The sequence below is a fragment of the Moorella thermoacetica genome (genome assembly GCF_001267405.1).
Lineage (GTDB): Bacteria > Bacillota > DSM-521 > Neomoorellales > Neomoorellaceae > Neomoorella > Neomoorella thermoacetica.
This window is the reverse complement of the sequence record NZ_CP012369.1, coordinates 1,210,981-1,231,447: the sequence shown is the minus strand read 5'-3', so window position 1 is coordinate 1,231,447 and position 20,467 is coordinate 1,210,981. Positions and strand designations below refer to the sequence as shown.

At 56.0% G+C, this 20,467-nt stretch carries 24 protein-coding genes and 1 tRNA gene; 22 read left to right on the top strand and 3 right to left on the bottom strand.

What is annotated here, in order from left to right; genetic code table 11:
- Window positions 1–134: 134 nt before the first annotated feature.
- The 7 genes from MOTHE_RS06190 (at window position 135) to MOTHE_RS06160 (ending at window position 7,558) form a co-directional block, all read left to right on the top strand.
- A complete protein-coding gene (locus tag MOTHE_RS06190) occupies window positions 135–761 on the top strand; it encodes an ANTAR domain-containing response regulator (protein ID WP_011392809.1) in 627 nt (208 codons plus the stop codon).
- A gap of 300 nt (window positions 762–1,061) precedes the next feature.
- The gene (gene glnA / locus MOTHE_RS06185; protein WP_053094794.1) at window positions 1,062–2,396 is read left to right on the top strand and encodes a type I glutamate--ammonia ligase; all 1,335 of its coding nucleotides are present in this window, start codon (window positions 1,062–1,064) and stop codon (window positions 2,394–2,396) included.
- 118 nt (window positions 2,397–2,514) lie between these two features.
- The gene (locus MOTHE_RS06180; RefSeq protein WP_053094793.1) at window positions 2,515–3,621 is read left to right on the top strand and encodes a class II glutamine amidotransferase; all 1,107 of its coding nucleotides are present in this window, start codon (window positions 2,515–2,517) and stop codon (window positions 3,619–3,621) included.
- Entirely contained in the window at window positions 3,603–5,111 is a 1,509-nt protein-coding gene (locus MOTHE_RS06175; protein WP_011392806.1) for a glutamate synthase-related protein, read from the top strand. Before MOTHE_RS06180 ends, MOTHE_RS06175 begins: the two co-directional genes overlap by 19 nt.
- Window positions 5,112–5,128: 17 nt before the next feature.
- Window positions 5,129–5,584 (top strand): 4Fe-4S dicluster domain-containing protein, encoded by a 456-nt coding sequence (locus tag MOTHE_RS06170; protein WP_011392805.1) that lies wholly within the window; start codon window positions 5,129–5,131, stop codon window positions 5,582–5,584.
- Window positions 5,581–6,810: an NAD(P)/FAD-dependent oxidoreductase gene (locus MOTHE_RS06165; RefSeq protein ID WP_011392804.1), complete on the top strand. Its 1,230-nt coding sequence runs from the start codon at window positions 5,581–5,583 to the stop codon at window positions 6,808–6,810. Before MOTHE_RS06170 ends, MOTHE_RS06165 begins: the two co-directional genes overlap by 4 nt.
- 10 nt (window positions 6,811–6,820) lie before the next feature.
- Window positions 6,821–7,558 carry a GltB/FmdC/FwdC-like GXGXG domain-containing protein gene (locus MOTHE_RS06160; protein WP_011392803.1) on the top strand — a complete coding sequence of 246 codons (738 nt, stop codon included), beginning with the start codon at window positions 6,821–6,823 and terminating at the stop codon, window positions 7,556–7,558.
- Between the two features lie 245 nt (window positions 7,559–7,803).
- Here MOTHE_RS06160 and hrb read toward each other — a convergent pair whose 3' ends face one another.
- The 3 genes from hrb to rbr form a co-directional block, all read right to left on the bottom strand.
- Entirely contained in the window at window positions 7,804–8,493 is a 690-nt protein-coding gene (hrb, locus tag MOTHE_RS14140) for a high molecular weight rubredoxin Hrb (protein ID WP_053094792.1), read from the bottom strand.
- 76 nt (window positions 8,494–8,569) lie between these two features.
- Window positions 8,570–9,769 (bottom strand): nitric oxide reductase FrpA, encoded by a 1,200-nt coding sequence (fprA, locus tag MOTHE_RS06150; protein ID WP_053095232.1) that lies wholly within the window; start codon window positions 9,767–9,769, stop codon window positions 8,570–8,572.
- Window positions 9,770–9,902: 133 nt separating this feature from the next.
- On the bottom strand, window positions 9,903–10,478 hold the full coding sequence (gene rbr / locus MOTHE_RS06145) for a rubrerythrin (protein ID WP_011392800.1): 576 nt from the start codon (window positions 10,476–10,478) through the stop codon (window positions 9,903–9,905).
- A 180-nt stretch (window positions 10,479–10,658) separates the two neighbouring features.
- On the opposite strand from rbr, the gene MOTHE_RS06140 reads away from it, so the two are divergent.
- The 15 genes from MOTHE_RS06140 to MOTHE_RS06070 all read left to right on the top strand — a co-directional run bounded on the left by MOTHE_RS06140 (window position 10,659) and on the right by MOTHE_RS06070 (window position 20,456).
- The gene (locus MOTHE_RS06140; protein WP_011392799.1) at window positions 10,659–11,036 is read left to right on the top strand and encodes a desulfoferrodoxin; all 378 of its coding nucleotides are present in this window, start codon (window positions 10,659–10,661) and stop codon (window positions 11,034–11,036) included.
- A 24-nt stretch (window positions 11,037–11,060) separates the two neighbouring features.
- Window positions 11,061–11,222, top strand: a complete 162-nt coding sequence (gene rd, locus MOTHE_RS06135) for a rubredoxin (RefSeq protein ID WP_011392798.1) — start codon at window positions 11,061–11,063, stop codon at window positions 11,220–11,222.
- The gene (locus MOTHE_RS06130; protein ID WP_053094791.1) at window positions 11,183–11,437 is read left to right on the top strand and encodes a hypothetical protein; all 255 of its coding nucleotides are present in this window, start codon (window positions 11,183–11,185) and stop codon (window positions 11,435–11,437) included. The genes rd and MOTHE_RS06130 overlap by 40 nt, the downstream gene beginning before the upstream one ends.
- 123 nt (window positions 11,438–11,560) lie before the next feature.
- Window positions 11,561–11,638 (top strand) — tRNA-Pro (locus MOTHE_RS06125).
- A gap of 162 nt (window positions 11,639–11,800) precedes the next feature.
- The gene (gnd, locus tag MOTHE_RS06120; protein WP_011392797.1) at window positions 11,801–12,697 is read left to right on the top strand and encodes a phosphogluconate dehydrogenase (NAD(+)-dependent, decarboxylating); all 897 of its coding nucleotides are present in this window, start codon (window positions 11,801–11,803) and stop codon (window positions 12,695–12,697) included.
- A gap of 171 nt (window positions 12,698–12,868) precedes the next feature.
- Window positions 12,869–13,246, top strand: a complete 378-nt coding sequence (gene speD / locus MOTHE_RS06115) for an adenosylmethionine decarboxylase (RefSeq protein WP_011392796.1) — start codon at window positions 12,869–12,871, stop codon at window positions 13,244–13,246.
- Window positions 13,247–13,415: 169 nt separating this feature from the next.
- Window positions 13,416–14,120, top strand: a complete 705-nt coding sequence (locus tag MOTHE_RS06110) for a polyprenyl synthetase family protein (RefSeq protein WP_011392795.1) — start codon at window positions 13,416–13,418, stop codon at window positions 14,118–14,120.
- The gene (gene ubiE / locus MOTHE_RS06105) at window positions 14,117–14,818 is read left to right on the top strand and encodes a bifunctional demethylmenaquinone methyltransferase/2-methoxy-6-polyprenyl-1,4-benzoquinol methylase UbiE (RefSeq protein ID WP_011392794.1); all 702 of its coding nucleotides are present in this window, start codon (window positions 14,117–14,119) and stop codon (window positions 14,816–14,818) included. Before MOTHE_RS06110 ends, ubiE begins: the two co-directional genes overlap by 4 nt.
- 81 nt (window positions 14,819–14,899) lie before the next feature.
- Window positions 14,900–15,643 carry a twin-arginine translocase subunit TatC gene (gene tatC, locus MOTHE_RS06100; protein ID WP_053094790.1) on the top strand — a complete coding sequence of 248 codons (744 nt, stop codon included), beginning with the start codon at window positions 14,900–14,902 and terminating at the stop codon, window positions 15,641–15,643.
- Window positions 15,644–15,691: 48 nt separating this feature from the next.
- A complete protein-coding gene (locus MOTHE_RS06095; protein ID WP_011392792.1) occupies window positions 15,692–15,913 on the top strand; it encodes a Sec-independent protein translocase subunit TatA/TatB in 222 nt (73 codons plus the stop codon).
- A gap of 42 nt (window positions 15,914–15,955) precedes the next feature.
- Window positions 15,956–17,173, top strand: a complete 1,218-nt coding sequence (gene hydF / locus MOTHE_RS06090; protein ID WP_011392791.1) for a [FeFe] hydrogenase H-cluster maturation GTPase HydF — start codon at window positions 15,956–15,958, stop codon at window positions 17,171–17,173.
- A 21-nt stretch (window positions 17,174–17,194) separates the two neighbouring features.
- Entirely contained in the window at window positions 17,195–17,866 is a 672-nt protein-coding gene (locus tag MOTHE_RS06085; protein WP_011392790.1) for a YkgJ family cysteine cluster protein, read from the top strand.
- A gap of 237 nt (window positions 17,867–18,103) precedes the next feature.
- On the top strand, window positions 18,104–18,490 hold the full coding sequence (locus MOTHE_RS06080) for a methylglyoxal synthase (protein WP_011392789.1): 387 nt from the start codon (window positions 18,104–18,106) through the stop codon (window positions 18,488–18,490).
- A gap of 71 nt (window positions 18,491–18,561) precedes the next feature.
- A complete protein-coding gene (locus MOTHE_RS06075) occupies window positions 18,562–18,873 on the top strand; it encodes a DUF6951 family protein (RefSeq protein ID WP_011392788.1) in 312 nt (103 codons plus the stop codon).
- Between the two features lie 152 nt (window positions 18,874–19,025).
- Window positions 19,026–20,456 carry an aspartate ammonia-lyase gene (locus tag MOTHE_RS06070; protein WP_011392787.1) on the top strand — a complete coding sequence of 477 codons (1,431 nt, stop codon included), beginning with the start codon at window positions 19,026–19,028 and terminating at the stop codon, window positions 20,454–20,456.
- Window positions 20,457–20,467: the final 11 nt, after the last annotated feature.

The window sequence follows — 20,467 nt, the reverse complement described above, 5'->3', positions numbered from 1 at the left end:
ATTCCGCCTATTGCCTTTTCAAAGGCCATCCCTTATAATAGGTTCCATAATAAATGAAAAAATATTTCGCGGGGCGACGGCGTCCTCGATATAGCTACAACGACGTAGCGCGAGGGGGGCAGTGAACAAAGTCCATGCAGCAAGCGAAAATCTTTATTGCCTGTGCCGACCCGTCTGCCCGGCAAAACCTGAAGTACATGCTGGTACGTGAGGGTTACCTCATCGCCGGGGAAGCCCCGGATGGCAGCCAGGCCCTGCGGATGATTCGCACCCTACAGCCCAACCTGGTAATCCTGGATAGCGATCTCCAGGGCACCAATGCCCTGGAAGTAGCCCGCGTTATCGATGAGGACCGGGTGGCACCGATAATTCTCCTGGCCTCCTCCTGGCACCGGAACTTGATTATCAGGACCCGCGATTTTCCTGTCTTTGCTTATTTGATTAAACCGGTACAGGAGAGTACCCTTATCCCGGCAGTAGAAGCCGCCCTGGCCAATTATCGCCGGGTAACCAGGCTGGAGCAGGAGATCAGCAAGTTGAAGGAAACTCTGGCTTCCCGCAAGGTTGTGGAAAGGGCCAAGGGGATATTAATGGATACCATGGGTTTAACGGAGGCTGAAGCCTACCGCCGCCTGCAGCGCCAGAGTATGGATCGCTGCGTACCCATGAAAACCATCGCCGAAGCCATTATTGTCGCCCACGAGCTCCAGCAGGGCGGGCATAAGGCGAAAAATGATAGCGGGAATTCCGGAAGGGCTTAAGGGTACTGATTAAAATTCGATATGCTCAAGATAGCTGCTTTAGGGCAACGGCGTCCTGAAGGGGAAGGTTACTTATACCCCTCAGGCGTTATTTTGTATATGAAACAAATTACGTTTTAGATGGCTGGTGATAACAGGCGGGGATAAGACGCCATGTTTTGCCAGCCGAGAACTGCCGGCGCCCGGCGCCTCCACATCGTCAGGCCGGAGAAAGCAGGCTTGGAAAACCAGCAAGTATCTGGCGGTAGTAGGGTAGCTCTCCACCAATAAGGAAGCACATTCTTGAAGGAGGTAAATTCCATGGATGACAAAGAAAAGAGAGTAGCGGTCCTGCAACAGGCCGAGGAATGGGGGGTCAAGTTTGTCCGCCTCCAGTTTACGGACATCTTTGGCGTACTCAAAAACGTAGCCATTCCCGTGGACCAGCTCCCCAAGGCCCTCAATAACGAGCTGATGTTCGACGGATCTTCAATTGAAGGGTTCGTTCGCATTGAGGAGTCCGATATGTACCTGCGGCCGGACCCGGATACCTTTGTTGTTTTTCCCTGGCGGCCCCATGAGGGTTCAGTGGCCCGGCTGATCTGTGATGTCTACAACCCCGACGGCACGCCCTTCGCCGGTTGCCCCCGCTCCACCTTAAAAAGGGTAATGGCCGAAGCGGCGGAAATGGGCTTTACCATGAATGCCGGGCCGGAGGCCGAGTTTTTCCTCTTCCACACCGACGCCGACGGCCGCCCGACCCTGGAGACCCAGGACCGCGCCGGTTACTTTGACCTGACTCCGGTGGATCTGGGTGAAGACGCTCGCCGGGATATGGTCCTGACCCTGGAGCAAATGGGCTTTGAGATCGAGGCCTCCCACCATGAAGTGGCTCCCGGGCAGCACGAGATTGATTTCAAATATGCCGAGGCCCTGACTACCGCCGACCGGATCGCTACCTTTAAATTTGTGGTCCGGACCATCGCCCAGCGGCATGGCCTCCACGCCACCTTTATGCCCAAACCCATCTACGGCATCAACGGTTCCGGTATGCATGCCAACCTTTCCTTATCTAAAGACGGTAAAAACGCTTTTGACGATCCCTCTGATGAACTGGGCTTAAGCCAGGTGGCCTACCATTTTATCGCCGGCATCATGGCCCATGCCCGTGCCCTGACGGCCGTTACCAACCCCACGGTTAACTCCTACAAGCGCCTGGTGCCGGGTTACGAGGCGCCGGTATACATCGCCTGGTCGCCGCGCAACCGGAGCCCCTTGATCCGGGTACCGGCCAAGCGGGGGGCCTCCACCCGGATTGAAGTGCGTCACCCGGACCCCTCCTGCAACCCCTACCTGGCCCTGGCTGTTCTCTTGAAGGCCGGTCTCGATGGTATCAAAAAGGGCCTGACACCACCGCCGCCGACGGATAAAAACATCTTTGCTATGACCCCGGCGGAGCTTAAGGCAGAAGGAATCGGCGTCCTGCCCGGCAGCCTGGAGGAGGCCCTGGCGGCCTTGGAGCAAGATGAAGTCATCCGTGAGGCCCTGGGACCCCATATCTACGAACGCTTGACCCTGGCTCAAAAGATGGAATGCGAGGAGTATCGCACCCGGGTCCACCAGTGGGAGATTGACCAGTACTTGACTAAATTTTAACCGGGGGCGCCTATGCCGCCCGGACGGCACCATATTAGATGCCAGTCGAGGAATAGAATAATTATACGCGGCTGTTATCATGGTGGGCAGCGACATTTTGGATAAGGAGTGAGCAACGATGCTCAGGGAGGGAGATTACCGGATACCTTCGGGCTGTGCCATAAGCGGCTTCATCAACAAGGACGGCCGCCGGGTCAACGGCAGTAGCATCGTCCAGTCCATCGCCCTGATGCAAGAACGTTCCAACGGCCTGGGAGGAGGTTTTGCCGCTTATGGTATTTACCCGGAATATAAGGATTATTATGCCCTGCACCTGCTCTTTGAAGATAAAATCAGCCGTAATCAGGTTGAAGAGCTGATTAAAGATAACTTTTACATTGAGGCTGAAGACCGCATTCCCACCAGGCACGTCAGGGCTATCAGCAAAGCGCCCCTTCTATGGCGCTATTTTGTCACCCCCAGGGTGTCGAAAATAGACGAATCTCAGGAGACGGAAGAAAATTTCATGACCCAGCTGGTCATGCGGATTAACGCCCAGGTCAAGGGGGCCTATGTGGTTTCCAGCGGCAAGAACATGGGTGCCTTTAAGGGAGTCGGCTATCCGGAGGACATCGGCGAATTCTTCCGCCTGGACGAGTACCAGGCCTACAGCTGGATTGCCCACGGCCGTTTCCCCACCAATACCCCCGGATGGTGGGGCGGGGCCCATCCCTTCACCCTGCTGGACTGGTCCGTGGTCCATAACGGCGAAGTCTCGTCCTATGGGGCCAACCGCCGTTTCCTGGAGATGTATGATTATAAAATAATCCTGCAGACGGATACCGAGGTCATCGCCTATGCCGTCGATCTCCTTGTGCGCCGCCATAAACTCCCTCTGGAGCTGGCGGCCCGGGTCCTGGCGGCTCCCTTCTGGCAGGAAATCGACCGCCTGCCGGCCCAGGAACGCGACCTCTATACCCGCCTGCGGGTGGTCTACGGCAGCCTCCTGCTGAACGGCCCCTTCTCTATTATTGTCGGTTTCAGCGGCGGGATTATGGCACTAAATGATCGTTTAAAGCTGCGCCCCCTGGTAGCAGGTTCCAAGGGTAATACCCTCTATGTGGCCAGCGAAGAAGCGGCCATTCGCGAAATATGCCCTGATGTGGAAGAGGTCTGGTACCCGCGGGGCGGCGAGCCGGTTATCGGCCGCCTGGAGGAGGAAGCCCAATGCCGACTCTCAGCCTGATGCCCCCCGAGTTCAGCGTCGTTCGCGATGAGAATAAATGCATCAAGTGCCTGGCCTGCGTACGCCAGTGCGGCTTTGACGCGCAAAAATATGACGCCGAAGACGACCGCCTCTATACCATCGATGCCAATTGCGTCAATTGCCAGCGCTGCGTAAGCATCTGCCCGGCCGGGGCCCTGACCATTTATAAAAACCCGCCGCCCATGCGGCCCAACGCTTACTGGAGCGAGGGGCACCTGCGGAACATTATCAAGCAGGCGGAAACCGGCGGTGTGCTGCTGACGGGTATGGGCAACGACCAGCCTTATCCCAGCTATTTTGACCGGTTGCTGTTGAATGCCAGCCAGGTGACCAACCCGTCCATTGACCCTTTAAGGGAGCCCATGGAACTTAGGACTTACCTGGGCAGCCGGACCGAGCCGGTAAGCCTGGAGGAGCGCCAGGATAAAACCAGGACACCACTGGTGCCCCTGGAGACACCCATCATGTTCTCGGCCATGTCCTACGGCTCTATTAGCCATGAGGCCTTTGAATCCCTGGCCCGGGCGGCCAAGGAATTCGGCACCATGTTTAATACCGGAGAGGGCGGCCTTCCCGAAGACTTATACCAGTACGCCGACCACGCGGTCGTCCAGGTGGCTTCAGGCCGTTTCGGCGTCCACGCCGACTACTTGAATGCCGGTCGGATTATCGAGATCAAGATTGGCCAGGGAGCCAAACCGGGTATCGGTGGCCATCTCCCCGGCGAAAAAATTACTGCCGCCGTATCGGCAACGCGGATGATCCCCGAGGGTACCGATGCCCTGTCGCCGGCACCCCATCATGATATTTATTCTATTGAGGACCTCAAACAGCTAGTCTTTACGCTCAAGGAAGCTACCCGCTACCAGAAGCCGGTCTCCGTAAAGGTATCGGCCGTCCACAACGTCGCCGCCATCGCCAGCGGGATCGCCCGGGCCGGGGCGGACATCATCACCGTGGACGGCTTCCGTGGCGGTACCGGAGCGGCCCCGACCATGATCCGCGACCACGTCGGCATACCCATCGAGCTGGCCATCGCCGCCGTCGACCAGCGGTTGCGGGAAGAAGGTATTCGAAATAAAGTCTCCCTGGTGGCGGCCGGCGGCTTCCGGAGCAGCGCCGACGTGGTCAAGGCCATTGCCCTGGGGGCCGATGCCGTCTATATAGCCACGGCGGCCTTGATTGCCCTGGGCTGCCACCTCTGCCAGAAGTGCTACACCGGCAAGTGCAGCTGGGGCATAGCTACCCAGGACCCCTATAAAACCCGGCGCTTGAACCCGGAGATCGGCGCCGAACGCCTCTACAACCTCCTCAGGGGCTGGTCCCACGAGATTAAAGAAATGCTGGGCGGCATGGGCATCAATTCCATCGAAAGTCTGCGCGGCAATCGCCTGCACCTCAGGGGCGTGGGGTTGAACGAAGTCGAGCTCAAGCTCCTGGGCGTTAAGCATGCCGGCGAAGCCATCTGACGGGAGGGATCAAACCGGTGAAAAAAGTATATGCCCGGCCGGCCTACTGTATGAACTGCCACCTGTGCGAAGTCAACTGTATCGTGGCCCACTCCCGGAGCCATGACGTCTTCCGAGCCTATATGCGTGAGAATTTAAGGGGTACGGCCCGGGTAATTGTGGAAGAAAAGTTGCCCTTGTCGGTAGCCGTCCAGTGCCGCCACTGCGCCGATCCCGCCTGTGTCGCCGGGTGCATCTCCGGGGCGATGATTAAAGACCCGGTAACAGGAATCGTCTACTGCCAAGAAGACAAATGCGTGGGTTGCTGGACCTGTGTGGCCAGCTGTCCCTTTGGGGCCATCCGGCCCGGGGAGAAAAACGGCCGCCCGGTACCTTTAAAGTGCGACCTCTGCCGGGAAGAAGGCGAACCGGCCTGCGTGGCCGGTTGCCCCAACCGGGCCCTGGTTTTTGAAGAGAGGAGGGCAGGGGCATGAACTACGTCCTTATCGGCAATTCCGTAGCTGCTGTCAACGCCGTGGCCGGTATCCGGGAATATGACCGGGAAGGGGATATCACCATCGTGTCGGCGGAGAACTACTACGCCTATGGCCGTCCCCTTATTTCTTACTGGCTGGAGCAGCGGGTTAACGAGAAAAATCTGCCTTACCGTCCCGAAACCTTCTTTGCTCGAAACAAGGTCCGGGTGCTCCTTGGCCGCCGGGCAGTGCGCCTGGACCCGGAGGCCAGGCAGGTTTTCCTGGATAACGGCGAGTCCCTGCCCTATGACCGCCTTCTTCTGGCCACCGGAGGCAGGCCCTTTTTGCCCTCCATTAACGGCCTGACCCCGGAAAACCACTACACCTTTATGACCTATGACGACGCCCGCCGCCTGGAAAAGGCGGCCTCCCCCGGGCGGGAAGCCGTCATTCTGGGGGCCGGGCCAACGGGCCTCAAGGCCATGGAGAGCCTGGTCCGGCGAGGGGTAAAGGTTACGCTGGTCGAACTGGCCGACCGGATATGGGCCCCGGCCCTGGATCCGGAGGCAGCCTCCATGGTGGCCGGTTTCCTGCAAGATAGGGGTGTAAATATCTATTTGAACGATACCCTGGATGGCGTCCGCCGGGGAGACAACGGACGCCTCGACCTGGAACTCAAATCAGGTCGCCGGCTGGCCGCAGATATCCTGGTCGTGGCTATAGGCGTGCGGCCCAATGTCGAACTCCTCCAGGATCTGCCCGGCGCAACCATAAACCGCGGCGTGGTAGTAGGGGCGGATCTCAGCACCGGTCTGCCCGGCGTTTATGCCGCCGGGGATGTAGTGGCCGGCAACCCGCCCCTTTTGCCCCATGCCGCTATCCAGGGTAAGATAGCCGGCCGCAATATGGCAGGGGGCCGGGAAACCTATAAGCCAATACCGCCTTATAACGCCCTGGGTATCCTGGGGTTGCACATTATCAGCATAGGTTTAAGCGCCGCTGGCGAGGGTTACGAAATCCTGCAGGAAGCCGATCCTGCCGCCCGGGTTTACCGCAAGCTGGTGCTGCAGGATAACCGCCTGGTAGGCGGGCTGCTGATTAATAAAATCGACCGGGCCGGCATCTACCGCTATCTAATCGAGGAAGGCATCGAGGTAACGTCCTTTAAAGATCGACTGCTGCAGCCGGATTTCGGTTTATTGAGCCTCCCGGACACCATCTGGCAGCAGCAGCTGGCAAAGTGAGGTGACGGGTGTGGAAGTAGTAAATGCCAGGGGCCTGTCTTACCAGGCCTTAAACGAAACCGTTCGCTCCCTCCTGGATAATGGGCAGCGGGAACTGGTCTTAAAGGGAGTCAACGGCCAGCGTTATATCGGCGCCGGGGTCCAGGGCCAGGGCCGCCTGGAGATCTTTGGCGTCCCGGGCAACAACCTGGCTGCCCTTATGGACGGCCTGGAAATCGAGGTCTTTGGCAATGCCCAGGACGGCGTGGGCAATACCATGAACGACGGTACGGTGATTATCCACGGCCACGCCACAGATATCGCCGGTTACTCCATGCGGGGCGGCCGCATTTTTATCCGGGGGAATGTTGGCTGCCGGGTGGGCATTCATATGAAGGCCTTCCGGGATAAAAACCCGCTGATCGTCATCGGCGGTAAAGCCGGGGACTTTTTTGGCGAGTATATGGCCGGCGGGACTCTGGTCCTTCTGGGCTTGGACCTGCAGCCCGGCGAAGCCATCGTCGGCAATTTCGTGGCCACCGGGATGCACGGCGGCGAGATCTTCATCCGCGGCCAGGTGGACCCCTATTGGCTGGGGAAAGAGGTAAAGGTCATTAAACCCACAGCCGCCGACCAACAGCGCTTGCGGGAAATCGTCGGAGATTTTGCCCGCTACTTTGACTTGGAGGCTGAAAAAATCCTGGCCCGGCCTTTTATCAAATTGATACCTTATAATAAACGTCCCTATGGGACCATGTACGCTTATTAGAGGCGCTAATTGTATCCTCATCACAAAAATGGCATAACTGTCGGGACGGGGTATGTCCCTGCGCCGCTACGGGACATACCTTGCTCACAATATAAAAAGCTCTTCTTCCCTATACTTAAAGAGGCCATCCGGTAGAACTGGATGGCCTCTTTGCCCCCTAAAATCTTATTTCCATCCTTCTGATGATGCCGCGCTAGCAGTTTGGCGTCAAATCTCAAACCTTGATTTATTATGTTGATCAAGCCTTAAATTTGCTCAAAGGCGTCTTTACCGGCGCCGCAGATGGGACAGGTCCAGTCCTCCGGCAGGTCGGCGAAGGGGGTACCCGGGGCAATACCATGCTCGGGGTCCCCCTGTACCGGGTCATAGACATAGTTACAGATGGTGCACTGGTATTTTGGGGAGGCAAGGGCCGTTTTGTCCTTCTCCCGGCCGACAGTGAATGTCGGCGCCGTTTTGGGGGTTGTCCCGCGTTTCACCTGGTGGTAATAGGCGTAGGTCATGGGCTCGCCCTGAAGCAGGACGGCAGCGTCGGTTACGGTGCCGATAAAGATGCTGTGGGTACCGGCATCTACAGTTTGGTTAAGGCTGGCTTCCAGGTAAGCCAGGGTATGGTCGGCAAGGTAGGGGAGACCGCCCTCGCTTAATTTGTAATTGATGCCGGCAAACTTGTCCATCTCGCGGCCGGATTTAAAGCCAAACTGGCCGATGAGGGAGAGGGGAACCTCCCGGGCCAGGACGGAGATGACAAAGCCCTGGCCTGCCTGGATAAACTCGTGGGTCAAATTTTGCTTGTTGATGCTTACTGCAATTGTCGGCGGGTCCGAGGTTATCTGGAAGATGGTGTTGGCCACCTGGCCATTGAAACGGTCGCCTTTTTTAGCCGTGATTATATACAAGCCGTAGGTGAGGGTGTGCAGGGCTTTGGTGTCCAAAATGATCCCTCCATGATTGAGAATGGGGCAACCGCTGTTAATTTTAGTTGGGGGATACCAGGACCAGAATAGACAGTTAATCGGCTATGCGCGCTGCGATTTTCCGGCCCAGCTCATAGCAGCGCTGCAGGTCCTCGCCACGGGGAACCCATTGGACGGTGGGGCCGGGCTCGGCTATCAGTTCGATTTTAGCTGCCTTCAAGCGTTCTTCCAGGATCTTTTGGGCGCCGCCGCCCCAGCCATAGGCGCCGAAGGCCAGGCCAACTTTATTCTTGGGCCTTAATCCTACCAGGTCGTCCAGGAGCGGCGAGACCACCGGCAGGATATCGTTATTGATCGTCGGCGAGCCGACCAGGACGGCTCGGGCGTCCAGAATTTCTTTGATCACATCGTTGCGGTCGGATACGGACAGCTTGAAGAGCTTGACCTCGCAGCCGCCGGCCACCAGGCCGTCCATCAGGGCGTGGGCCATCTTTTCTGTGCTCAGCCACATGGTGTCGTAGACGATGACGGCTTTGGCCTTACCCTGACCCTCGGCCCAGCGGGCGTAAGCTTCGATGATTCGGCCGGGATCTTTACGCCAGATAATGCCGTGGCTGGGGGCTATGGTTTTGATGGCCAGGTTTATCTTCTGGATTTCATCCAGCTTTTTGGTAATCAGGTTGCTGAAGGGCATGAGAATATTGGCATAGTACTTGGCCGCCTCGTCCATAATCAGGCCGGCATCCACCTGGTCGTCGAAGCGGACGCTGGTGGCGATATGCTGGCCGAAGGCATCATTGGGAAGGAGCAGGGCTTCTTCCGGTACATAGGTAAACATGCTGTCGGGCCAGTGGAGCATGGGCGCCTCGATGAAGGTCAGGGAGCGTTTACCCAGGCTGACGCTGGTCCCGGTTTTGACAATGGTATAGTTGAAATCGATGTGGCTATAATGGGCTTTCAGGCTGTCAAAGGCCCGCTGGGTGCAGAGGACGTGGGCGTCTGGACAGAGTTCCATGATGGCCGGGAAGGCGCCGGCATGATCGCTTTCGGTATGGTTGACCACCAGGTAGTCGAGTTTAACCGGATCTTTTATTTGCTTTAGTTTGGCAATGAGTTCTTCTTTAAAGGGTTCATAGACAGTATCCACCAGGGCGGTTTTATCGTCGACAATCAGATAGGCATTATAAGTTGTACCGCGGTGGGTGGAAAAAGCGGGACCGTGGAAGTAGCGGATGTTCCAGTCAACGGCCCCTACCCAGTAGATGCCGTCGGTAATGGCGACAGGCTGGCTCATCAAGATCGCCTCCAGGAGAATATCTTGGATCTCCAAGTACTTCTGATTATACCTGTAATCTACCTGCTTAATTATCAAAAGCCAGTTTTATGACTTCGGCTTTCACCCGCTCAGGGAGTTAAGTTCGTCGTTATTAATAATTCTGCACCTGCAATTCAAAGAAAGACCGGGGATGGGCACAGGCCGGGCAGACCTCAGGGGCGGTCGTACCTTCATGGATATAACCGCAATTACGGCAACGCCAGGTGACTTTCTCTTCCCGCTTAAAAACGCGGTCATTTTCGATATTGGCCAGGAGTGCCCGGAAGCGATCCTCGTGCCCCTTCTCTGCCCGGGCAATGGCCCTCAGGACGGCGGCAATCTCAGGAAAGCCTTCTTCCGCGGCTACCCTGGCAAACTCGGGATACATGGTTGTATGTTCATAATTCTCCCCGGCGGCTGCGGCGCCAAGGTTCTTCGGTGTAGTGGCAATAGTGCCGGCAGGGAAAGCGGCGCCGATTTCCACCTCGCCGCCTTCCAGAAACTTAAAGATACGCTTGGCGTGCTCTTTTTCATTATCGGCTGTTTCCAGGAAGATGGCAGCGATTTGTTCATAACCTTCTTTTTTCGCCTGGCTGGCATAAAATGTATAACGGTTCCGCGCCTGGGATTCACCGGCAAAGGATGTCAGAAGATTCTTTTCTGTCCTTGTACCCTTCAAGCTGGCCATCGTAGTTAATCACTCCTTGGGAATTTTTTGTCGACGCTATTGTATCCTACCAAAGTTAGCCAGTCAAGGTAGTCGGTGACCCGGATTGCCAAAAAAATTTTTTCAACCAGCAGGAGAAAGGAAAAATATGACGAATATTAAGTGCAAATAATAATTCTTACTAAAAAAGGAGCTGGTAGTATGGCGGCAATCACCCAGGTTTACAAGTGCAATATATGCGGTAATATTGTTACCATCCTGCATCCGGGCGGGGGTGCCCTGGTTTGCTGCGGCAAACCCATGGAGTTACTGGTCGAAAACACCGTGGACGTCAGCAAAGAGAAACACGTTCCGGTGGTGACGAAAGTTGACGGCGGCTTTAAAGTAACGGTCGGGAGTGTTTCCCATCCCATGGAAGAAAAGCACTATATCGAATGGATTGAACTTCAGGCCAGCGGCCAGTTCCTGCGCCAGCACCTGGAGCCCGGCGATGCTCCCGAAGCGTTCTTCCTCACCGCAGCCAGCAGCGCTACCGCTCGTGCCTACTGCAATCTTCACGGCCTCTGGCAAGGAAATTAATTTAAGTCAGGAGGAATAAGTAATATGGAAAAATATAGCTGTACCGTTTGCGGCTACGTCTATGACCCGGCTGAAGGCGATCCCGACAACGGTATTGCCCCGGGAACTCCCTTTGCCGATTTACCCGAAGACTGGGTCTGCCCCCTGTGCAGCGCCGGCAAAGAAGCCTTCGAACCGGAGACCTGATCTTTAAGTTTTACACCTGCCAGTCGACCTGTAGTTTTGTTGACGCCAACTGCTATATCCAGACTGCGGTTGCGCTGCCAGTAATTAATCTGACTCTGCGGGATTACACCAGGGAACTGCTGGTCCGCGGCGTTGATGCCTCCGGTGCCATCCGCGAACACCCGGAAGAGCTGGCCGCTGCCTTTAAAATGGGGCAGGACCTGGTAATAACTTAAGCGGCCCTTGCTGCAGCCAGGGTGGGTCCGTACATTTACATTTACCATTCCGTCCATAACCTGCTCAAAGTGTTGACAATACCGGCCGCAAGGTGGTATACTTTAGCTTGCACAAAGAAATAACGGGGCGTAGCTCAGTTTGGCTAGAGCGCTACCTTGGGGTGGTAGAGGCCGCTGGTTCAAGTCCAGTCGCTCCGACCAGTTTTTCAGGACGCCTGTAAGGGCGTCTTTTTATTTACTGTTCGTTCAACGAAGCTGAGATAAGGAGGATTATAAGGCCGGCAAAATATAAGGATACTAATGCTAAAAGTATAGTACTGGACAATATAAGAAACATTTCACATGCAGGGGATGAATATTAGATTGCATATCGGCTTAGTCGGTCTTGGTCGAATGGGCCTCAACCTGGCCCTCAATATGCTGGATCATGGTCATGAAGTGCGAGGATACGCCCGCACTAAGGCTACCGTGGACAAAGCCGCGGCGCAAGGAATTAAAGGCGCTTATAGTTTAGAAGAACTAGCAGGCCAGCTAAAGACCCCGCGCCTGGTCTGGCTGATGATCCCGGCTGGCAAAGCCGTGGACGAAGTTATTGAGCAATTAGCCCCTTTGCTTGCTCCCGGGGATATTATCGTCGACGGGGGTAACTCTCACTACCGGGACACCTTGCGCCGTTATAAATTTTTAAAGGAAAAGGGCATCCACCTTGTCGATTCCGGCACCAGCGGCGGTGTAGAGGGTGCTCGCCACGGTGCCTGCTGCATGGTCGGAGCCGAGGACGAGGTTTTCGCTTACCTGGAACCTTTATTTAAAGATATCACCGTACCCGGAGGTTATCTCCATACCGGGCCGCCCGGCAGCGGCCATTATGTAAAAATGGTCCATAACGGCATTGAATACGGTATGATGCAGGCCATCGGCGAGGGCATGGAAGTCCTGGCCGGCGCACCCTTCAAGCTGGACTTGAAGGAAGTGGCCCGGGTCTGGCGCCACGGGTCGGTCATCCGCGGCTGGCTCATGGACCTGATGGAAAAAGCCCTGGCTAAAGATAATACCCTGGATGGCATCAAGGATATCGCCTATTCTTCGGGCGAAGGCCTGTGGACGATAGAAGAAGCCCTGCGGCTTAAGGTACCGGCGCCGGTAATCACGGCAGCCCTGCTGATGCGTTACCGCTCTGAGCAGGAGGAGAGCTTTGCTACCAAGGTGGTCGCCGCCCTGCGCCACGAGTTCGGGGGCCACGACGTGGCCCGGAAATAGGAGGTTAAGCGACCTGACGTGGTACCAGGCTGCTTGTTTCATAAGGCAGACAGGCCCATCAACTTTATCCGACATCGACTGCGAATTTTAGTTGACATTAAGGGGCGGGGCGGTTACAATTGGATTTGATTGAAGTCTTGCCAGACTTTTATCTTGGAGGAGGAATGATAATTGCGCGCATTGGGCCGTCATGTTTTAGCTGAGGTTTATGGATGCAGCTTCGAGATCCTGAATGACATTAAAAAGGTTGAAGAAATCATGGTCAAAGCCGCCCTCGAAGCCGGTGCCGAAATCCGCGAAGTCTGCTTCCATAAATTCAGCCCTCAGGGTGTCAGCGGCGTGGTGGTCATCTCTGAATCGCACCTGGCAATCCATACGTGGCCGGAGTTAGGGTATGCTGCCGTAGATGTTTTTACCTGTGGGGAGCGGGTAAACCCCTGGGATGCCTGCCGTTACTTAACGGAGAAATTCAAGGCAGCTGATGTCCACGCCACCGAGATCGAGCGGGGCGTTATAGAACCTCCACAGGCGGCGGCGGTAAATCTGTAGGAGGGATATTTATTTTATTACCTACAACTAAAGGTAATGGCTAACAGGCCTTGCATGGGGAAAACGTGCAGGGCCTGTGGCATTTTTAAGCCTTTATCTAGCAGGAATTAATCTTTTAAGATAGAATATGAAGTAGGATATACATATCTCCTGTAGGGGAGGGCTAATTTTGCTGGCCCTGTTTCATTTTTTGCAACCGGAGCTGGAGATGGTTCGCCGGCGGCTGGATAAAGAAACAAGCTGGCGCAAAGATCAGTTTTTGGGATTTGTTTTGCCCACTTTGAATGAAATAGATCGGGATTTCCTGCCAGCCCTTGTTCTTTTAAGTGCCCACGGCCAGGGTTACTTCGGCCCCAGGGCTTTATCCCTGGCAGCCGTGTTTCAATTGATCTTCATGGCTTCCCTCATTCACAGCCGTGTTAACCAGGGTGTCGCCATGCAAACCCTTATGGGTGACTATTTTTATACCCGTTTTTTTGACCTCCTCTGCCGGGATGGTAACCTGGAGTTCCTGGAGCCCTTATCCCGGCTGATTTGTCACCTGCACCTGGATGCCGCCCGCCATCAAGAGGAAGCTGCTGCCGGGCCGGTTGTTTGCGGCGGGGCCTATCCGGAAAAGGATAGCGGCCGGGTGAGTCTGGCTACGGAGGCTTCCCGCCTGGGCAGCCAGCTTGGTAAGACGGGACCCCGGGAAACCCGGACCTGGCAAGAAATAGGCCTGATGCTGGGACGCCTGTGGAACGGTGAGGCTGTACCGCCTCATTCCTGCCGGGTCATAGCCGACCTGCCTCCAGGACCGGTACGGGAGGGACTGGGTGAAATCTTTTTATTTTTAAACGGCAGGCTACCTGTGAAAAAAGTGATGGTTCTATGACCAAAGAGGAATACGTCCGCGGGATATTTGACACCATTGCTCACCGTTATGACCTTCTAAACACCCTGCTCAGCTTTAATTGCGACCGGGGCTGGCGGCGTTTTACCGTTGCTCGCACGGGCCTTAAACCCGGTGACAGGGCCCTGGACGTCTGCTGCGGTACCGGAATGCTTTCCCTGGAGCTGGCGCGGGCAGTCACCCCGGGGGGAAGGGTGGTAGGCGTGGATTTTTCCCCGGCCATGCTCCAGGTGGCCCGGCGTCGCCTGGCCGCCAGTCCCTACGGCGCAGCGGTGGAACTGGTGGAAGGCAACGCTATGAACCTGCCCTTTGCCGATAATACCTTTGATTGCGCGACCATCGCCTTTGGCCTGCGCAATCTCCCCGATGTCAAGGGTGGCCTGGCGGAGATGCAGCGGGTTGTCCGGCCCGGGGGCCGCGTGGTTTCCCTGGAATTGGCCAAACCATCACGTCCTATTTTTAAACAGGTCTACTACCTTTATTTCGATCACCTGGTACCCCTCCTGGGACGCCTGGGCATCGGCCAGGACGGGCCCTACAGCTACCTGCCCCGGTCCCTCAAGGGTTACCCCCACCAGGAAGAAGTCCTGCAGTATTTTCACGACCTGGGCTTTACCGGAGCCCGTTATTTTGAATTGACCGGTGGCATCGTAGCCGTCCACGTAGGCGTGAAGGTATAAAGATAGAAACGCAAGCATTCACGTTGCTTTCCCGAGAGGGTAAGGTTATAATGGGTGTAGCCTGGGGAGGGAGGTGCAGTAATGGAAGATAAGTCCATGACCCTGACCGAACACCTGGAAGCCCTACGCCGGGTACTCCTGGTATCCATTATTGCCCTGGTTATAGCTACAATCGCCGTCTACTTCGGTTTCCGGGAACAACTCCTAGCTTTAATCCTGCGTCCCATGAAGGATCTGGGTATCAAGCCGGTCTTTATTACCCCGTGGGAGGCCTTTTTCACGACGATAAAGATTTGTTTCGTAGCAGCCATTTTTCTGGCCCTGCCGGTTATCCTCTGGGAGGTCTGGAGTTTCGTCCTGCCGGCCCTGCACAGCCATGAAAGACGGCTGGTATATATACTCATGCCGGCTTCCATAATCCTCTTCGTGGGCGGGGTAGTCTTTGGTTACCTGGTTGTTTTCCCGGCAGCGGTATGTTTCTTGCTGGTAACCGCCAGCGAAGGTTTTATGCCCTTTATTACCATCTCCAGGTATTTCGGGTTCCTGAGTATGTTTGTCCTTCCCTTCGGCGCGGTTTTTCAATTGCCCCTGATCATTATGCTCCTGACTCACCTGGGCCTGGTGACCCCCAGGTTTCTGGCTAAAAACCGCAAATACGCCGTTCTAATAATATTCATTGTAGCTGCCGTTGTGACCCCGACACCGGATATGGTTTCCCAGACCCTCATGGCGCTGCCCATGGTAGTTCTTTATGAAGCCAGTATCTGGATATCTTACCTGGTTCGCCGCAAGCGGGAAGAAAAGGTCCGGCAAGAAGGTATTTAAATTTGCTCCCGAAAGTTGTACAATTATTCCAGGCAGGAGGTGAAGAAGATGTTTGGTCTCGGAGCTCCTGAGTTAATCCTGATTCTAATCCTGGCCCTTATTATCTTCGGTCCCGGCAAGCTGCCCGAGGTAGGCCGCGCCCTGGGTAAGGGTATCAGGGAATTTAAGAACGCAACCAATTCGGTAACCGAGGAGATTAAAGAAGCGGCTAAAATCGACGACGGTAACAACAACTCTGATAAAGAGAAAGCAACGAGACAGGCCAGTTAAAACGGGAGTTAAGCTCCCATTTTTTTTGAGAGGGTGAGCTTGATGGACACAACGCCGCGGGGCAACCGCCTGCATATAGCCATCTTCGGCCGCCGTAACGCAGGTAAGTCCAGCCTGATCAATGCCCTGACCAACCAGGACCTGGCGGTGGTCTCCAGCGTACCCGGGACGACCACCGACCCGGTCATGAAATCCATGGAGATCCTGCCCCTGGGGCCAGTGGTCCTAATCGATACGGCCGGTATTGACGACGTGGGGGAACTGGGCACCCTGAGGGTCAAGAAGACCATGGAAGTATTACGCCGCACCGACCTGGCCATTCTGGTCCTGGACCCGGCCGCCGGAGCCGGACCTTACGAGCTGGAGCTGCAACAGCGTTTAAAGGAAGAAAGGCTGCCCCTGGTGATAGTCTTAAATAAAATCGATCAGGGCGGTATGGAACTTCTCCCCGGCCTGGAGAAAACCCTGGGGCAACGGGTCCTGCCAGTGAGCGCCCTGACCCGCCAGGGTATAGAAGAATTAAAGGGAGAGCTCATCAAGGCCGCCCCGGCCGACTTCGAGGAACCGTACATCGTTGCCGATCTAGTGGGCCCAGGGGAAATGGCCGTCCTGGTGGCGCCCATCGACCTGGCGGCACCCAAAGGTCGCTTGATCCTGCCCCAGGTTCAGACCCTGCGGGACCTGCTGGACCACGATGCTATGGGCCTGGTGGTCAAAGAGCGGGAACTAAAGCTCGCCCTGGCCAAGATCCCACCCCCGAAGATTGTCATCACCGATTCTCAGGCCTTTCTCAAGGTAGCTGCCGACACGCCCCCCGGCGTCTGGATGACCTCCTTCTCCATCCTCTTCGCCCGCTATAAAGGGGATCTGGTAGAATTGGTTCGTGGTGCCAGGGCGGTAAAAAATTTACAGCCAGGGGATAAAGTCCTGATTGCCGAGGCCTGCACCCACCACCGCCAGGCTGATGACATCGGCAAGGTGCAGATACCCCGCTGGTTGCGCCAGTATGTTGGCGGTGACCTGCAGTTCAGCTGGTATTCCGGGAGCGGTTTTCCCGAGGATGTGGCCAGCTATAAAGTTATTATCCATTGCGGCGGCTGTATGATCAATCGCCGGGAAATGCTCTATCGCATCCAGCTGGCTAAAGAAGCCGGGGTTCCCATTGTGAACTATGGCGTCCTCTTGGCCTTCGTCCACGGTGTCCTGGAACGGGCCCTGGAACCCTTCCCCCTGGCCTTGATGGAATGGCTGGGGGAATAAATATCGATCAGGTGATCATTGATGCCAGGTGAGCCAAAGAACCCTGTCCGGGCGCGTTACTGGCGAGTTAACGGCAAACAGGGATATGATCTGCAGGTTTTAACTCCCGGCGCCAGAGTAGCTGACTATATCGCAGCCGTTGAAGGGCTGGAGCCAGCCCGCCTCTTCCGCCCTTATAACCCGGATGGCGATTGCCTTGGTTGCGACCACTGCTGCGGCGGGCGCCTCCCCCTTACCATTCTAGACGTGTACGGGTTACAACAGGGGTTAAGGGACCTTACCGGGAAGGATTTGCCTTTACCCAAAATCCTGGAAAAATATTGCCAGGTGCACCTGGTAGGCCGGGCCGTGGATATTACCCTTCGAACAGATGCCGAGGGTTACTGCCTGCTCCTGGAACCCAGCCGGCGCCGCTGCCGGATTTATAACCACCGGCCTCTAATCTGCCGCACCTATTTCTGTTCTCCCCTCACCCGGCCGGCCCGGTTGCTTCGGGAGAGGATCGTCAACACGGGTGAAGACGAACTGGTACGTTACTGGCTGGCACGACAAAAAACTACGCCGCCCGGAATACGCCCCTCTGACTGGCAGCCCACCCCCTTTGCTGGCTGCCATAGTTACGCGGAAATAACCCTCAAGGCACTTTGCCCCCCGGAGCTCTGGCGAGGTCTTTATAATCCAGATGATTATTAAGGCACTCTGGTATAAGGGATGGTTGAAAAAGTAAGTTCTCGGGGGCTTTAAATATAGAAAAGCTTTTCTATAGCAGAAGGAAAAGGTGGATCTTTGCCGAATAAATAATCTATCCTATGGCTGGCATTTTTGAAAGCGGGGCTGGCGACCTGTTCCAGGGGTTAGCCATAAGCTGCTACATTAGGGTGATGAAACCAAGGCCGGCCGGAATAAGAAACGTCTGCGGAGGATAAAATAATGCGTATTGCCCTCATTGCCCACGACCGCAAGAAGGATGACCTGGTTAATTTTGTTGATGAACATAAGGAGTTATTTGCCGGCCATCGCCTGGTGGCTACCGGTACTACCGGGAAAAGGATTATGGAGCGCACCGGCCTGAAGGTTCACCGGCTTATGTCCGGTCCCCTGGGTGGCGACCAGCAGATGGGGTCCCTGGTGGCCAGGGGACGATTGGACCTGGTTATCTTCCTGCGCGATCCCCTGACGCCCCAGCCCCATGAACCGGATATCAACGCCCTTCTGCGCATCTGTGACGTTCATAATGTACCGGCCGCTACCAACCTGGCCACAGCGGCCATCTTTCTGCGGTACATGCAAGACCATCCCGGCAACCGCCAGGCTTAACGGGAAAGCCGGTGAAGGAAGAAAGGATATTTTCAGCCCCGGCAGGGAGGCGGAAAGAAAGGGGTTGCTTTATGGCTAAGGTAAAAGTCGAAGCGGGCATTTGCGGCTTCCAAACCGAGATCCAGGCTGAAGCTCCGGACATGTTTTCCTGCGACCTGAATCTTAACACCACCTGTCCCAATATCCAGAAGATTGCCGCCGATCTGGGCACCCTTAACCCCCTGGAGGAGATTAGCTTCAAAGGCAACAGCCGCCTGCGGGAATTATTTTTCCAGTACTGCCCCCATGCTGCCTGCCCGGTGCTACCGGGCATAATCAAAGCCGTGGAAGTAGCCGCAGGTTTGGCCCTGCCCGGGGACGCCCATATCTTTGTGCAAAAATAGCTGGCCGGCCTTACGTTAAAAACTGATGGTAACCCCCTGAGAATTAAGCGACTGGTAGGCATATTATCGCTAAATTATCCCGGAAGCGATTGGCATTTAATTGGCCCGTCGCTTTTTGTTTGCTAAAATAGGGGTAGAGGAAGGGATTGTCCATGTCTACCCGCCAGGAACACGACCTGCTGGGCACCAGGGAAGTACCAGCTACTGCTTATTATGGTATCCATACCCTGCGGGCCGCAGAAAACTTCAACGTCAGCCGGGCCAGGGTCCATCCGGAATTGATTAAAGCCCTGGCTACTGTAAAAGAAGCCGCGGCCAGGGCTAACCTGGACCTGGGTTACCTGCCGGCCGAAAAAGGCCGGGCCATCATCACCGCCTGCCAGGAAGTGGCCCGGGGTGAACTGGCCGACCAGTTTTTCCTCGACGCCTACCAGGGCGGCGCCGGTACCTCAACCAATATGAACGTCAACGAGGTAATCGCCAACCGCGCCCTGGAAATTCTGGGTCGCCCCAAAGGCGATTACGCTACCATCCATCCCATCGATCACGTTAACCTGCATCAGTCCACTAACGATGTCTACCCCACGGCCATGCGGGTGGCAGCCATCCGCCTGTTGCTGCCCCTGGCGGATGAACTGGCGAAACTCCAGGAAGCCCTCCAGGAGAAAGAGGCCGCCTTCGCCGGGGTGGTCAAAATCGGTCGTACCGAGCTCCAGGACGCCGTGCCGGTAACCCTGGGGCAGGAATTCGGCGCTTACGCCCAGGCCATTTCCCGGGACCGCTGGCGCCTCTATAAAGTTGAAGAGCGCCTGCGCCAGGTAAACCTGGGTGGCACCGCCACCGGCACCGGCCTTAACGCCCCCCTGAAGTACATCTACCTGGTCAACGACTACCTGCGCCGCCTTACAGGAATAGGCCTGGCCCGGGCGGAGAATATGATTGACGCCACCCAGAATATGGACGTCTTTGTGGAGGTCTCTGGTCTGGTCAAGGCTGCCGCCGTTACCATGCACAAAATAGCCTCCGACCTGCGTTTTATGGCCGCCGGCCCCCGGGGCGGCCCGGCGGAGATCAATTTGCCGGAACGCCAGGCGGGATCCTCCATCATGCCCGGCAAAGTCAATCCCGTCATCCCGGAGATGGTCAGCCAGGTAGCCATGCAGGTCATGGCCAATGATTACTTGATCGCCATGGCTGCCAGTCAGGGCCAGCTGGAGCTCAATCCCTTTGCCCCCCTTATTGCCCATACCTTGCTGGAATCCCTGGCCATGCTGGCGGCAGCGGCCCGGATATTCCGCACCGAGTGTATCACGGGTATAACCGCCAACCCCGAGCGCTGCCAGGAACTCCTGGCCGTGAGCCCGGCCCTGGCTACGGCCCTGCTGCCCTATATTGGCTACGAGAAGGCCACGGAAGTAGTGCGGGAAGCCGTGGTTTCCGGCCGATCAATAAAAGAAATAGTTCTAGAAGAAGGGTATTTGACCTCTGACGAACTGGAAAACGTCTTAACCCCGGCCGCCATGACCAAACCGGGAACCGTCGGAGCCGTAAAGCAGGGAATAAAGGAGAAGGGAAAAGCGTAACTGGTTGAGGA

Excerpts from the sequence above, each read along its gene's own strand:
- MOTHE_RS06190 (WP_011392809.1), top strand. The coding sequence starts at position 135 with ATGCAGCAAGCGAAAATCTTTATTGCCTGTGCCGACCCGTCTGCCCGG.
- glnA (WP_053094794.1), top strand. The coding sequence starts at position 1,062 with ATGGATGACAAAGAAAAGAGAGTAGCGGTCCTGCAACAGGCCGAGGAA.
- MOTHE_RS06180 (WP_053094793.1), top strand. The coding sequence starts at position 2,515 with ATGCTCAGGGAGGGAGATTACCGGATACCTTCGGGCTGTGCCATAAGC.
- MOTHE_RS06175 (WP_011392806.1), top strand. The coding sequence starts at position 3,603 with ATGCCGACTCTCAGCCTGATGCCCCCCGAGTTCAGCGTCGTTCGCGAT.
- MOTHE_RS06165 (WP_011392804.1), top strand. The coding sequence starts at position 5,581 with ATGAACTACGTCCTTATCGGCAATTCCGTAGCTGCTGTCAACGCCGTG.
- fprA (WP_053095232.1), bottom strand. The coding sequence starts at position 9,769 with ATGAGCCAGCCTGTCGCCATTACCGACGGCATCTACTGGGTAGGGGCC.
- rbr (WP_011392800.1), bottom strand. The coding sequence starts at position 10,478 with ATGGCCAGCTTGAAGGGTACAAGGACAGAAAAGAATCTTCTGACATCC.
- MOTHE_RS06140 (WP_011392799.1), top strand. The coding sequence starts at position 10,659 with ATGGCGGCAATCACCCAGGTTTACAAGTGCAATATATGCGGTAATATT.
- rd (WP_011392798.1), top strand. The coding sequence starts at position 11,061 with ATGGAAAAATATAGCTGTACCGTTTGCGGCTACGTCTATGACCCGGCT.
- ubiE (WP_011392794.1), top strand. The coding sequence starts at position 14,117 with ATGACCAAAGAGGAATACGTCCGCGGGATATTTGACACCATTGCTCAC.
- tatC (WP_053094790.1), top strand. The coding sequence starts at position 14,900 with ATGGAAGATAAGTCCATGACCCTGACCGAACACCTGGAAGCCCTACGC.
- MOTHE_RS06095 (WP_011392792.1), top strand. The coding sequence starts at position 15,692 with ATGTTTGGTCTCGGAGCTCCTGAGTTAATCCTGATTCTAATCCTGGCC.
- hydF (WP_011392791.1), top strand. The coding sequence starts at position 15,956 with ATGGACACAACGCCGCGGGGCAACCGCCTGCATATAGCCATCTTCGGC.
- MOTHE_RS06085 (WP_011392790.1), top strand. The coding sequence starts at position 17,195 with ATGCCAGGTGAGCCAAAGAACCCTGTCCGGGCGCGTTACTGGCGAGTT.
- MOTHE_RS06080 (WP_011392789.1), top strand. The coding sequence starts at position 18,104 with ATGCGTATTGCCCTCATTGCCCACGACCGCAAGAAGGATGACCTGGTT.
- MOTHE_RS06075 (WP_011392788.1), top strand. The coding sequence starts at position 18,562 with ATGGCTAAGGTAAAAGTCGAAGCGGGCATTTGCGGCTTCCAAACCGAG.
- MOTHE_RS06070 (WP_011392787.1), top strand. The coding sequence starts at position 19,026 with ATGTCTACCCGCCAGGAACACGACCTGCTGGGCACCAGGGAAGTACCA.